The sequence below is a fragment of the Stenotrophomonas sp. LMG 10879 genome (genome assembly GCF_002750935.1).
Taxonomy (GTDB): domain Bacteria; phylum Pseudomonadota; class Gammaproteobacteria; order Xanthomonadales; family Xanthomonadaceae; genus Stenotrophomonas; species Stenotrophomonas lactitubi_B.
In genome coordinates, this window is the sequence record NZ_PEJT01000009.1 from 15,888 (window position 1) to 29,801 (window position 13,914).

General features: G+C 59.8%; 12 protein-coding genes and 1 pseudogene. All 13 read right to left on the reverse strand.

All coding sequences use genetic code 11. From position 1 onward, the window contains the following. Window positions 1–232 precede the first annotated feature (232 nt). Window positions 233–760 (reverse strand): DUF4189 domain-containing protein, encoded by a 528-nt coding sequence (locus tag CR919_RS14765; protein ID WP_099820650.1) that lies wholly within the window; start codon window positions 758–760, stop codon window positions 233–235. An 890-nt stretch (window positions 761–1,650) separates the two neighbouring features. Next, window positions 1,651–2,169, reverse strand: coding sequence for a DUF4189 domain-containing protein (locus CR919_RS14775; RefSeq protein WP_099820652.1), 519 nt, complete (start codon window positions 2,167–2,169; stop codon window positions 1,651–1,653). Between the two features lie 663 nt (window positions 2,170–2,832). Further along, entirely contained in the window at window positions 2,833–3,471 is a 639-nt protein-coding gene (locus CR919_RS14780; protein WP_343124860.1) for a DUF4189 domain-containing protein, read from the reverse strand. Beyond that, window positions 3,410–4,552 (reverse strand): type IV secretion system protein, encoded by a 1,143-nt coding sequence (locus CR919_RS14785; protein WP_099820654.1) that lies wholly within the window; start codon window positions 4,550–4,552, stop codon window positions 3,410–3,412. Before CR919_RS14785 ends, CR919_RS14780 begins: the two co-directional genes overlap by 62 nt. A gap of 74 nt (window positions 4,553–4,626) precedes the next feature. Beyond that, a complete protein-coding gene (locus CR919_RS14790; protein ID WP_133119620.1) occupies window positions 4,627–5,427 on the reverse strand; it encodes a hypothetical protein in 801 nt (266 codons plus the stop codon). Between the two features lie 49 nt (window positions 5,428–5,476). Further along, the gene (locus CR919_RS14795; protein ID WP_099820656.1) at window positions 5,477–7,924 is read right to left on the reverse strand and encodes a VirB4 family type IV secretion/conjugal transfer ATPase; all 2,448 of its coding nucleotides are present in this window, start codon (window positions 7,922–7,924) and stop codon (window positions 5,477–5,479) included. An 84-nt stretch (window positions 7,925–8,008) separates the two neighbouring features. Beyond that, window positions 8,009–8,317, reverse strand: coding sequence for a VirB3 family type IV secretion system protein (locus CR919_RS14800; RefSeq protein ID WP_099820657.1), 309 nt, complete (start codon window positions 8,315–8,317; stop codon window positions 8,009–8,011). Then, entirely contained in the window at window positions 8,310–8,726 is a 417-nt protein-coding gene (locus CR919_RS14805) for a TrbC/VirB2 family protein (protein ID WP_099820658.1), read from the reverse strand. The genes CR919_RS14800 and CR919_RS14805 overlap by 8 nt, the downstream gene beginning before the upstream one ends. A gap of 505 nt (window positions 8,727–9,231) precedes the next feature. Then, window positions 9,232–9,759: pseudogene (locus CR919_RS21475) on the reverse strand (lytic transglycosylase domain-containing protein); the annotation flags it as partial. A gap of 15 nt (window positions 9,760–9,774) precedes the next feature. Continuing rightward, on the reverse strand, window positions 9,775–10,818 hold the full coding sequence (virB11, locus tag CR919_RS14815) for a P-type DNA transfer ATPase VirB11 (RefSeq protein ID WP_099820660.1): 1,044 nt from the start codon (window positions 10,816–10,818) through the stop codon (window positions 9,775–9,777). 13 nt (window positions 10,819–10,831) lie between these two features. Then, window positions 10,832–12,085 carry a TrbI/VirB10 family protein gene (locus CR919_RS14820; RefSeq protein ID WP_099820661.1) on the reverse strand — a complete coding sequence of 418 codons (1,254 nt, stop codon included), beginning with the start codon at window positions 12,083–12,085 and terminating at the stop codon, window positions 10,832–10,834. After that, entirely contained in the window at window positions 12,082–12,861 is a 780-nt protein-coding gene (locus tag CR919_RS14825) for a TrbG/VirB9 family P-type conjugative transfer protein (protein WP_099820662.1), read from the reverse strand. The genes CR919_RS14820 and CR919_RS14825 overlap by 4 nt, the downstream gene beginning before the upstream one ends. Continuing rightward, window positions 12,858–13,904 carry a type IV secretion system protein gene (locus CR919_RS14830; protein ID WP_099820663.1) on the reverse strand — a complete coding sequence of 349 codons (1,047 nt, stop codon included), beginning with the start codon at window positions 13,902–13,904 and terminating at the stop codon, window positions 12,858–12,860. The genes CR919_RS14825 and CR919_RS14830 overlap by 4 nt, the downstream gene beginning before the upstream one ends. Window positions 13,905–13,914 lie beyond the last annotated feature (10 nt).

Here is a 13,914-nt window from a genome sequence, read left to right on the forward strand (position 1 = left end):
ATGCGGATCATAGCCCCGCGCACGGCGTGGCCGCGATAGTGGCAAGCGTCACCCGTCGGACGGGCGGACAGAGTCCTCATTGGACGGAAAAGCTCCTGCAATCGGTGGCACTGGCGCGTCATTTTTATGACGCGCGGGGAGCTTACCGCGAGGAGCTTCGCCGCGTCGAAGGTCGGGAGAAGCGAAAAGCGGAATTGATCACATAAAAACTGGGCTTAACGTGAATGGTGCCCTACCTAATGAACAGATCCGCCGTGCAGGCCGTGTTGGCGATCCTGCATTGATCCTGTGGCATCTGCCTCCATGCAGCCTTCGCGTTGCATTGCTGCATAGCGACAATGACCGCCCCCTGTTCGGACATGGCGGCGGCGACACTGGTGGTTTCGGTACCCAGCCCCGCGTGGGCGACCGCCACGCACTGCGCCTGGAACAGGGTCGCCAACGTGCATTCGCCCTTGCCGAATTCCCTGCACTCTTTCATGGACGCGCGCTTGGCCTTGCCCCGCGAACGCATCGAGTTGCTGATGAAAGTGTCGCCGCGGGCATCCATCGCCACGCCGCGCACGGTCTGCGCCCAGTTGGGGCGATTGCTGTAGGGCGAACCTGTGCTGCTAACGGGGATGGGCGCGCACCCCTGCACACCTTGGCCGCCGATGGGATACATGCCCGGCGGGCAATTGCCTTCAGCCAAGGCAGTGAAAGGCAGCAGGCCTGCAACCATCAGCAGGCACAGCAAGATAACTTGGTGGATTCGCTTCATGGCTTCCCTGATTCCCGGCGGCTTGGCCTGTAGCCACGATCAGCGCAATGTCTATGGCGAGAGATCTTGCGTTGACTGAGCCGTGCTCCTAAGCATTCGCCCCGGAGCAAGTGTCCGACGTACCCGTAGATCGCAAAACGACGCCGGCGCTGCTGGAAGAATAGCTTGGCACTCTCCAAAAGAAACGCAGTGCCCGGAAGCCTGTGTTGCGTTGGACGGCCTGAAATGACTCATACACTGGCTTGGTACAGTCCTCGTATGCCACCTGACAGGACTTTCCATCGGTATCAACGCACGACTGCTGAGCCAGTTTCCGAGCCTCGACCGGCTCTTTGGCGCTGGGTAGACCGGCGCGAGAAGCGCCACCCTGACTATTGGGAACCAACCATGCGACGCACTGATTCCGATACATAAAGATTACCCTGCAGTCTGAAGCTCCGCGCCTGCTGCAATCCGCCAAGGCCATCTGCTCGGCGCTCTCCTTGCTTGGTCGACCACTTGCAACGCCCGCGTCTGCAGTTGCATTGGAAGAGGCAATCCCCCCCACGTCTTATGCCATTGTCCAGCGGGCTCCGGCTCGCGGGCAGCACCACCAGCTCCCTGGAATGGAGGACATCCGCCCCCCCCTTGATCGCCGATTGGATACTGGCCCGCGGGGCATCGGCCCTCGGCATTGGCATTACCGATAACCCCGAGCACGGCAAACACCATCGTTACACCAAAAAGATTGAAGTCCCGCTCAGAGGCTTGAAGTCGCCATTGCCAAGACTCTCGCAACATCGCTGTTGATCACTGTCTGGCCTGATGCTCCGCGTCCGCCATCCTCCTTGAAGCCCGCCGCAGTGCTTCAAGCGACACCGAAAGAACCGAAGGCAAGACGATTCGCCAGATCAGCCCTCCTGAAAGAAGGGCTTGGTGCAGTCCGAGTGTACAAACGTACACTCCTGGCTTCCCGACTTCCGACAATCCTGCGTCGCCCTCTCTAGAGCTTGTTCCTTAGTAGCGCCCGCATTGAACATCGTTCCGTTGTCAGGGCGGCCAGTCCTGATGGACGCATAGCACTGATTGTAATAGGTGTACAACACCTTGCAGTCAGTCGCCCCCCAGTGACCGCACCGCTCGATCGCCTGACGCTCGGCCGAGGCCTTGGCCTGATGGCCAGTGGATGCACCCGCATCGCCATTCATGGACCCCGCAACGGCTCCCCACGTTTTTACCCAGTGCCCGGGATTCTCCTCAGGTGCGCTCTGGCCTGCACCGGGGATGGGAGCGCAGCCGCCGACTCCCTGATCGCCGATCGGATACTGACCCGGCGGGCAGCGGCCCTCGGCCACGGCAGAATCGATGGGCGCAATACCCAACAGCAGAAGGAAAAGCCACAGACTTCCAAATAGATTTCCTTTGCTCATTTCTACTCCGCTGCCCCCTGAATTCATCTGCCGTGCTTCAAGCGATACCCAAAGACCTCAGGGCAGACCTCTCGCAACGCTAGCCTCACAAACTGACTGCAACGACGCCGCATCTTCCTTGGGCGGAAATCGCTATCAGCCTTGACGGAAGAAGGGCTCGGTGCAGTCAGAGTGACTGACCGTGCGCTCTAGGCATCCTGTACCCTCGCAATTCTTGATCTGTCGCTCCTGCGCCTGGTTGCGATCAAACCATAGTGTGGAGGTCAAGCGTCAACTGCGGCATATCGCTGGTTGTGGTAGCTGAAGACGACTCTGCAATCGATGGCACCACTCTGGGCACACAGCTCAAGTACACGCCCCTCAGCAGATGCCCTGGCCTGGCTGCTGGCGGCTGAGCATGCATCTCCGGAAAGGGAGGTTGCAACAGCGTCGGATGTCACTACTCGACACCCGGAATTCTTCCGCGGCGCGCTCGGCCCTGCACCAGGGCTGGAGTGCAGCGCCTACATCCCGAGCCCAATCGCATAGTGGTCAGAATGTCAGCAAGCTTCGGCCGCAGCCAATACTGGAGCCCATAGAAGAAGCCGAGCGGCCCCAGGAAGCACAGAGCTTTTTGCCGTAGTGAATTGAACTGACCACCAGACCGTCAATCCAACCACCGGGTCAGAATGACTCATAGACCGGCTTCGTACAGTCCTCGTACACAACCTGGCAGGCCCTCCCACCAGTGTCGACGCACGACTGCTGGGCAAACTTACGTGCCTCGGTAGAATTCTTGGCGCTGGCAATACCGGCGCGGGAGGCACCGTCCTGACTATTGGGAACCAACCACGCAACGCACTGGTTCCTATACGAATAAATCACCCGACAATCGGATGCACCGCGCCTGCCGCAGTCTGCCAGGGCCATCTTCTCCGCGTTTTCCTTGCTTGACCTGCCCGTTGCAACACCGGCATCTGCTGTCGCATCGGATGACGCAATCGCGCCCCACGTCTTATGCCACTGACCCGCGGGCTCGGGCTCGCGAGCACCACCACCAGCACCTGGAATTGGTGCGCAGCCGCCCACGCCCTGATCGCCTATCGGATACTGTCCCGGGGGACATCTGCCTTCCGCCCTTGCGTTGTGGGGATAGGCAATACCCAAAAAGAGAACAAGACCCAATCCAAGCTGACCCACGGCGTGCAATGCGGAAAAGCCCATACGCTCCTCAAATTCAATAGATACCAGCGACGCCTCTTTAGTCACCTGAGGCATTCCCCCGTGTACCAGGGGTCTGAACCGGCGCCCCACGGCTGCCATCGAGCCGCGGCATTGTTGCGTTGTGCTGTGTTTGACCGTGACTGCTATCTCCGGAAGGGGCCGGCGGCGGTGCCGACATACCCGGCGGACGACCATCGGCACTCGGCGAGGCGCTGGCGCCACCACCTATCTGAGAATATGCCATGAAGGTGCCCAAGGTGCCTTGGAAGAACATCGCAGCCATTGGGGGTGTAGTCAGGATCAGCGCGGTGAGGATCAGACCCATGCCGCCCTGCTGCATGGCCTGGCTGGTCATGCCGTCGGACATGCTTTCCTTGAGGATGAACTCCTGTACCAATGCGGTCGTCCAGAATGTCGCGGCCACACGCACCACCATGTCCAGTGCGATGGAAACCATCGCAGCAAGTACGGCCATGGAGAACATCGTGCCGATTCCGTAGAACAGCCAGCGCTGGAACAGTTGCTTGGTCTGCTCGAACAGCAGGCAGAGGATGAACAACGGACCGAAGCCGATGAACAGCGCCATGGCGATTTCGTACAGCATCAGCATCGCGCCGGCAGTGATGGCTGGGCCGGCGGTGCCCATGCCGATGAAGAACAACGCCCGCTTCTTGTCCTCCAGCAGCTCCCCGTCATTCATGATCTGGATTGCGTCGATGCTGGACAGCGCGACCTGCATCCACGCCAGACTCTTGTCGATCTGTTCTTCGGGCGACTCGTTGGAGCCAGTAACGACCTGGGTAATCTCTTCCTTGACGTCGTGGGTGAGGAAGCGATGCAGGTCGGTGCCGAACATTCCCATCGTGGTAGCCACGCTGACGATCAATGCCGCACGGGCCATATTGGTCACCAACACCATCATGGAATCGCGGCTACGGCCGGTCACGATGCGGAACCCTTGCACCAGGACCCAAAGGGTCATGAGTGTGAGGGCGATGCCGCCAACCCACTGCATCATGTGCCCCATCATGTCGATGCCGAACTTGTTTATCTTGCTTCGCAGGAAGTCGAAGATGAACTTGAAGAACACGAAATCGCCGATCGACTGGACACGTGCAACGTGTCCCATCAAATCCTGGAATCCGCCATTGAAGTCAAAATTGGCTATCGACCTGATCATTTCCGCAATCCCTTGATGTATCCCTACCGGACAACTTCATGGAGCACGCGCATGTGCACTTGCTCCGAGTCGCGTCAGTCGACGCTCAGCGCGCCCTTCAATGCAGCCGTCTTGACCAGCTGCGATATCACGCCCGGCTTGCCCTTCAAAGCCACCCGCGCCAACACGCGCTGATTTGCCTTCATTGATTCCTCATAGGCGTCGTAGGACCGCATACGGGCCTCCCATTCCTGTTGCAGTTTTGCGATGTCGTTCGCCGTACGCAGCGAGTCGCTGTTCACCGCAGACACCGTGCCTGCCTCATTGCCGGCGCCACCGAAGCGCCAGCCCATGATCTCGCCCAGTGTTGAATTGATGCTGGGGATGGTCTTCTCGAGGAACTCTACCGTCTCGTTGCGCTTGCGGTTTTCCATCATCTGGATGTTCACGCAGAGCTGCTGCTGCTGCGCATACAGATCACCAGAGGTATCGAGAACGAACTTCTTCAGCAGGCTTCCTGCGCTGAAGCTTGCCGAAGTGCGGCAGACCTCAGCAACCATGTAGTCATCCGGCACTCGCTCGAGCGTTGCTCCTGGCGGCAAACCGAAATTATTGATCAAGCCCTGGATCTTGACCAAGGCGTCACGGTACTCCTGCAAGGTGCGATTCCATCGCGACACCTGCTCGCCGTACTCCAGCGCGTCGGCAGCGAGCTGCTCCCTGTTCTGCGCGAATTCCTTGAGTGCCTGGATCAGGCTGCTCAGGTCGAATACCGGCCAGCCGCTGGCGCCGACCGGAGTGCTCGAGAACACCGCCATGCTGCCAAGTAGAATCGCCGCCAAGCGCTTCTGGCGCAGGTTACGACCAAACTTTCGGGTGTGGATCGCCTTGCTCATGTCGTTCTCCACGGAAATGGAAGTCATTGTCATCCTTGTCCTTCGACCATCAGGCCGCATCGGTTTCGGTCGCCATTTTGGCTTTGCCCGAACCCTTTCGATTCTTGTAAAAATCTTCCAGCCACTGCTCCGGCGTCAGTTCATCCACCGTGAGCCGCGCGCGCACTGCCGCGGTCTGCAGCACGCGATGCATGATGTCGATGTTGTCGGTCGACGCCGAGATTACCGACAAGATGTCATCCATGCCGCGCAGGTTGAGCTGGCATACGCTGGACGCGTGACCCTGCTTCACCAGGAAGCAGCGCGAACGCTCATCCAGGGCAGTGACCACCTTGAACTCGGCTTCGGTCAGCTTCAGCCCGTCCATGTAGTCGCTCTTGCTCGCATTCGGGTTCGGCAGCAGGATCAACGTAGCGGTCTGTTCGATCAACGCAGCAGAGATATCGCTCTTCAGAGCATCTTCCGGACTCTGTGTCGCGAAGATGCCCATGCCGTTCTGCTTACGGATGGTCTTCTGCTTGTTCTTGGCGAACTCCTTCAGTCCACCCTCACCGTCCAGAATCTTCCAGAATTCGTCCATCACGTAGATCAATGGACGACCGTCGATCAGCGACTCCAGGCGATGCAGCAGATAGTTGATGACCGGCACGCGCACTTCAGGGTTGTCGATGATGTCGGTGTAATCGAAACCAATGATGTTGGCCTTGCTGAGGTCCACGGTATCGACCGGGTTGTCGAACACCCAGCCCAGCGAGTTGCCTGATGTCCAGCGACGCATGCGTGCATACAAGCCGTCATCACCCATGTTGGGCAGGCTCTTCTGGAAATTGGTCATGCTGCGCAGGTGCATCGGCGTATCGAGCATGCTCTCGACCGCGCGGTAGATATCCTCTTCTTCGCGGGAGCTGTACTCACGCTTGCCTGCCAGCACCTTGATCAGGTCTGCCAGGAACTGCACATTGCCTTCGTTGTTCTCGCACTGGAACGGGTTGAACCCAGTCGGTGCGCCGTTCTCGAGGGCCAAGTAGTTGCCGCCGCACGCGCGCACGAAAATCTCGGCACCGCGATCTTTGTCGAAGAAGAAGATAGTCGGCGACGGCTCGTACTTCTGCACCTGACTGAGAAGGAAGTTGATCAGCGCGGTCTTACCGGTACCCGACTTACCGATCACCATGGTGTTGGCAATCGCCTTTTCACCCAGCGAGTTTTCGGACGGATGGGTCGCGTGGAAGTTGAAGTAATACGGCTGGCCATTAGTGGTCTGCAGCGTAGTAACGCAATCGCCCCAAGGGTTGTTGTGCTGCTTACCGGTGGCGAAGTTGTGCAGCGGCGACAAGCCGAGGAAATTCAGGGAGCTGACATTGGCAATTCGCGTACGGAAGCGCCAGTTGGCCGGGATCTGAGAGTAGAACGACGATGTCACCGCAAGGTCTTCCTTGGTGGAGACGAAGCCGGCATTGGACAGTTCAGCGCGGGTCGTTGCCACGTTCTGCGACAGCTTGGCCTGACTGTCGCCGTAGACCGCCATGATGAAGTGGTACTCCCCCAGCACGAAATTACCTGAGGACAACTGATCCATCGCCTGGTCGAGTTCGACGATCTGGCTGACAGCCTTGTCGCCGGAGGAAATCATCATGCCCTTGGTGCGGTCGAGCACCTTAAGTGCATCCTGGCGCCCCATCGGGCTGAACGAATGGGTGATGACGTACTCGTAATCGAGGTACTTCAGACCGTTGAGGATGCCCGGGTAGGTCCCCTCAGCGTATTCCTTGATATTGAGGATCGCGCCGAAGTGATTGGCACCGTTGGGTGTATTGATCACGAAGTCGCCTGTTTTGGCCGAGAACATATGCCGGCTGACCGGCAGATAGTCCTTCACGGGCGCCGACAGCACCGGCACTGGCTCATCGATGCGATTGATCAGGTAGCCGAACAGTTCCAGCGTCTCAGAGAACACCACGCCGTTCTTGGCCTCGTACATGCCCAAGCGGTATGGCGCATAGTCGCGGATGACTGCCTCGACGTTGCCAGCCAGTTCCATGAGTTTTTCGACCGCCTGCTCCTGCTCGGCACGCAGCCTGTCAACATTTGCGGACTTTTCCACGAAGCGCTTACCTGCCACGACCGGGCGATAGATCATCGTGAGGTACAGCTCGTTCTGCATGATGCGCTGCGAGGACAACATGCCCATGTACTGGTCGGACACGTCCTGGTTGAAGCGCTGCTTGTAGTGGCTCTTGCCCTTCAGCGTGCGACGGCGACGGATGTCATGAACCCAGAAGGCAACATTGACGAAATCCGGTGCGCGCAACGTCTGCAGCAACCGATTGAAGGTGTTGTGCCGATGCTCCAGCTCCCATTCTTCGCGCCCCACGAACGGCAACCCTTCCAGGTGCCAGGTCAACAGATAGTCGCCGCCCGTGGTCTTCACCACGTTAGGGGCTACATGCGACGACAGGGGAATGAACTCGCTGATGGATGTGTCTGGGCTGAACATACGACTGCTTCCAAAGGGTACTGCCGACGAAAATTCGGAGTGGGCCAGGCGGGCGTAGTGCGCCCGCCTGGCCGTATCCAGCCCTCAATCCATTCGGGCCGGCTTGTTGCGGTAGTGATTCGGGTTGAACACCCACATGCCATCGTGTTCCCGTATGTTGCGCACCTTGAGCTTGAACAAAAGTCGCAAGCCCAACAGCCGGAAGATCATTTCGTCACGCTTGGCCATTTGCCGCATGATGAAGATTGCAACCGGAATGGTCAGCAGGTACCAGAAATTGGTGTACATACTCAGGAGTAACAAGCCACCTGCCACCATGAAAAATGGCAGGTAGGGCACGCCCAGGAACATCGCGGGGCGAGTGCAGCCACGAAACAGTACGTTCTTATGCACTGTAGTACTGGACAGCGTGCTTGATCATTTCGAAGGCCATACCGCCTTCACCACCACCGCCGGCCTTGCTGCAATCGCCGAAATCATCACCCAGCAGCATCTTGGCGATCTGGCCTGCGGCGCCGATCAGCACGCCACCAATCAGGATCGGTGCGACGTCGCCAATACGCTTATGGGCGAAGGCAATCTGGTAGCCAGCGAAGATCACCGCGATCGTTACCACGGCGATGGACGCCATATTCAGCAGACCATTGATGTTATCGAAGAAGCCGCAGACCTTCTTATCGGTGCCACCGAAGTTTGTTGCGAACACTTGCGGGGCGAAGACGGCCCCCACGAATACTGCGGCCATCAGCATCGTTTTCAGCGTACGCTGGGCCTGGACGAGGTCAATATTGGAACGCTTCATGGATTGATTTCCTTGTTGATGGACTAACACAACTGAATCGACCAGCCGGGGGACCGGTCGTACCACGACTTCGTCAGAACACGAAGGCCGCATCCCCAGGGGGAATCTGTTGCGCCGGCATCTGTTGCGCCGGCGCGTTGTACATGTTGTTGGCCGCCGCGGCGGGCATGTTCTGCTCGCCCCACGGCTGCAGCATCACCGGGCTTTCGCCGCCGCCAGCTGTCGCGCCGGGCAACTGCTGCGGCATCATCAGCCGCTGACCCGCCTGTCGTGCTCCAGCCTGTTGCGGATAGCCCTGCTGCTGCGGGTAGCCGCTCTCCGGCTGCGCCTGCGGCTGCATCATGCGGTCAACCGAGCCGAGCACAACCCGCGACAGCGCTTGGTCGGCGAGGTTGACCAGACTGCCGCGCGCCATCGCTCCGGTGGACGGATAGACGGTGTAAGCACGCGCCGGATCATTGGAGGGCACATAGACCGGCCCATTGGCCTGGGCGACGATGCGCGCCTGCGCTGGCGAGGCCAACTGCGGATGGTGCTCGACCTTGACGGTACGGCGTTCGCCGCGGCTCACCACATCGATCGGCGCGACGCCATTACTGGCCACCTGCTGCCCTCGCCGCATCGAGTCATAGACCTTCTGCACGTAACCATGGCGGAAGCCGGTCTCGAAATTGCCCGAGTAATAGCAGCTGAAAGACTTTCCCCAGTCCTTTCCGGAACGCTTATAGCATTCGGCGAGGATGCGCGACCCGGCCTGCAGGTTCGGGCACTGCTGGAAGGCTTTCTCGTAAGAGTCCAGACCATATTTGGCCAAGTTGTAACGGTTTACCTGGGCCAGGCCGATGGAGAAGTTGTAACCCTTTTCCTCCAGCATGCGCACGGTGGCCAGTGCTTCGTCCAGTGCCTTGGGCTGGCGCACCAGTGCTCCACCGACCACGCCGATGGCGTACGGATTACGAGAGGATTCGACGTTGATGACGTGTTGCATCACATCCATCGAGACGGCCATCTCCGGGCACGCCATCATTTCCAGTCCTGGCAACATTGCTCAACCCTCCTGCCCCTGGGCACGCCCAGGATTGAAATCGATGCCGGTGATATAGCGCGAACCCGCATGCGCCTTGATATGCACGACGATATCGATGGTCATCATCAACAGACGCTTGATGACGTTGAATTCCAGCCCCGATCCTTCGGTTGATGCCTTCACCATCAGCGCCAACTGGTCCCACGTCTGTTCCGGGCTGCCTGCATGGCAGCTGGTGATCGAGCCAGGGTGACCAGACGCGCAGTTGCGGATGAAGTAGAACGCCTCATCGCCACGCAGCTCGGCCAGGATGATGCGCTCTGGCTTCATGCGCAGGCAGGCTTCCATGCAGCTCTTGGCCGTCACGTTGCTCGCGCTCTGCCCGCCCTTGGAGTACAGAAGGTGCACCACGTTGGGTTGGGTCAGGAACAGCTCGCGCGCATCTTCAATGGTGACCAGCCGCTCACTGTCCGGAATATGGTTGACCAGCGCCTTCATGAAAGTCGTCTTGCCGCTACCGGTGGCGCCGGATACGACGATATTCTTGCGGTACATCACCGCACGCCGGAAAAATTCGGCGTACTCACGCTGCTGCCGCAGCTCCATCAGCTCACGATCCTGCTCACTCAGGCTGCCATCCTGCTCGAGGATCTGGTTGAAGAACCCATCCTCGTGATACTGCGTAAGCGACTTGGTGTGCTTGGACGGCAGACGGATGGTGATCGACACCTTGCCGGCGTCGCACGCCGGCGGGATCACGAACTGCGCACGCTGACCGGTCGGGAAAGTCAAGGACACCACCGGGTCGGCATCGGTGATGCGCTGGCCGGTGTTGCTCTCGTTGACCACTGCAGTGCAGAACTGCCTGGCCCGTTCGAACGTCAGGCTAGGCACGTCCACGCGCTGCCACCCTGCCCGCGTCTCCAGGTACAGCTCGCCCGGACGATTGATGCAGATTTCCGTCACTTCGGGCGAAGTCATGTAGTCGGCGATGCCCAGCACTTCGTACTGATAGCGCAGGAAATCGCTGGAGACGAGGGCGAGGGGTGACACTTCGGCGTCCATGGTCGTTCTTGGATTACCTGCGGGCGTTCAGCACACTGGTGAAGTCGACGTCCTTTGCGACGTAGACGTTCACGATCGTGCCTTGATTGATAGTGACAGTCGGCGGACGACGGCCGCTGGTAAGCGCCTCGTTGGCCAGCCGCTCCATGGTGCGTGCGGTAGCGCTCTCGTACGGAGACTGGATGGTCATGCCATTGTTGGCCACGGTGGTGGTTTCCGGACCATGTTCGGCAGCAGCGTACTTGAACGCATCCGCGATCAGGCTGATCATCAGAGCCGAAGCGATACGTGCACCCCAGTGCGCGCTGTACTGACCCGGGTGACCCGCGCCACCCAGGCCATCAACGCCCGGGCTGGACATAGCGACGTCCAAACCATTCGGAGTCGTGATCCGGTCCCAGATGACTTCCACGCGCTTTCCGGCCGGGCCGCCACCATAGGCACCGTAGATCTTGGAACCCTTGGGCAACAGCAGGGTACGACCATTGATGGAATAGACCGGCTCGGTAAGCAGGCAGGAGGTATAACCAGCCAGGTCCGTGATGATGCGGGTCTCAAGCACGCAACGCAGATACGTGCCGCGCACCAGCAACGCATCGGGGCTGCGGATGTAAGAAGCTATGGATATGTTCTCCACATCCGGACCGCGACGCACTTTGGCCGGCGATGAATTGCCGTTCTGCGCCTGCAATGCAGCCAACGTTGCCTGCAGGTAGGGATCGTCATTGCCTGCGGCGGCGCCTTGGCCCGCTGCGTCACTGGTACCGACACCTGCACCACCACTACCGGCGATCCGACGGTCCAGCAGACTCGGGCCTCGCTGGATATCGCGCTCGGGTTCAGCACGCGGAATGTAGGTGGGGCCAATGACCTCCTGCGGTGGCGGCGGCAGCATGGGAATCGGTTCAGCGCTCTCCCCTGCGACAGATGGCACGACCGGCGGCGTCACGTTCGGCAGATCAGGAGTGCTCGAGCGCGCCACCTGCGGTGGTGCCTTGGCGTCGGCCCCGTCATCCTTACCCTTACGCAGCAAAAGGAAACCCATGGCCAACAGCAGCACCAAAATGCCGCCCAAGAACAATAGTGCCTTACGGTTCAGGCGCTGCTCTTCAGACGAGCGGAGCTGCGGAGCGCTGGCATCCAGATCAGGCGCTGCCTCAGACTGAGGGGCCCCGTAGTAAGGATTCGTCGACGGTTCATGACCCGTAGGGCCCTTGCCGTATTGGGACGAATTTGGATCGTTGTCCGGAGTATTCTGCTGGCTCATTTCTTCACGTTCCTTCGCAGACCAACGACGTAATCGCCGTGGCGGATGACCAGGTACGGGTAGGTCCCGTGGACGATCAAGGTGTTGCCTTCAACGGTGGTATTGACCACGAAGTCCTCACCGTACTCCTTCTCGCGCCCAAACACGGCCGGGAAGATGCCCGTCTTGTATTCGGGCGAATTCGGCAGTTTCAGGTAGGTGAAACTTCCATCGTCGTAGGCATTGACCGGAATCAGCCACCCCATCTTCTTCGCCTTGCTGGTCGAATAGGAGTAGTTGAAGTTGTACTGGCGATCCTTGGCGAGCTCGGTGCTGAGCAGCGGCTTGGCTTCTTCCTCGACCGCCTCCTGTGCCAACCCGAATTCGGTGTCACTCGGGTAGCTGAAGGCAATCTTGTACTGCACGCCGGCGCGACGGGCCTGCTCAAGCTGGCGCCAATCGGTCGCCACCACCTTCAGTTCGAAGATGTACGAATGGGTCTCGGTGCGCACCATCATGTTGGTGTCGACGTCGACGTTCTTCGGCTTGATATAGAACACGTTCTCGCGACGGGTCAGCTCCCAGCCACTGCTGAAACCGGTGCTGTAGTCGAGGATCTTTTCGTTCGGGCTCAGTTCGATCTGGGTGGTCAGACCCAGGCCGGTGCGAACCGGATAGATGCGATCCTTCTCATACTCGTAATGGTCTACCGCCTGTGCCATCGCTGCGGTGGAAAACACCAGCGACAGCAACGACAGCAGCGCCAATGCGCTTCCCCTGACTTTTCGACTACTCATCGGTTGCTTGCTCCATCAGCATTTCCGGTGGAATTGTTCGGTGCCGGCGGCATCGCCGGCTGCCCGGGCATGGCCTGCCCTGGCATCGCTTGACCCTGCATCGGCTGGCCTTGCACCGGCTGCCCCTGCATCTGTTGCATCTGGCCATTGACCGGTGCCGCCACGGGCTGCCCGGTCGCCGGATCGATCATGGTCGCAGCGGCCGGGTTGTTCGGGTCGTAGATCCCTTGCGCCTGCTGCGCGGCCAACTGCGCCTGCTGCGCGGCCTGCTGTGCCTGGTCCTGCATGGCGCTGTCGTCCGGCACCGGCACGCCACGGGCGTAATCGTTGTCGACGCGATACTCGGTGACCTGGAAGGCCAGCGGATTGAGCACGCGATCCTGCTCGGACAGCGCGAGGTTCTGGTTGTACTCGAAGCGCATCGTCACCAGCTGGTTGTCCAGATAGGTCGCGGCCCCCGTGCGCTTGTCGAGCAGACTGCGCTGGATACGCACAGAGGCGCCACGGAAGCTGCCATTCGCCTGCGCGCCGAGCGGGGTGATGCTGAGGATCTTGACTCGGATCGCCTTGCCGCGCCCGTACATCACGAACGGGTTCTGCGGATTGTTGCCGGCATAACGGAGCTTCATGCTCTGCGCCACCGGATCGCTGGACATCACAAACACCAGCTCCCAGTCGCGCAGGCCCATCACCGCCGAGTCATACGACTCACGCGCCAGCACATACTGGGCGACGTTGCTGCGATTGACCGCTTCGTTGGTGGTGATCGTCTCACCCTGGAACGTGCCACGCAGCCGCGCAACCGTCGCCGTACCCGTATAGGCATCGGCCATCACCAGGAACGGCACCTTCTCCTTCAACGGCAGCATGTAGTAGTAGCCACCGGCCAGCGCCAACGACATCAGCAACGAACCGGTGGCGACCCACCAGGCACGACGCTCGCTGCGCCGGGCCATGTCGGCCACGGTGATCTCGTAGCTGACCGCCTTGGCGACCGACTGCTCGACCTTGGGACTGTTGCCTGCATCCTTCTTGCGGAACATGGGTTCTTCC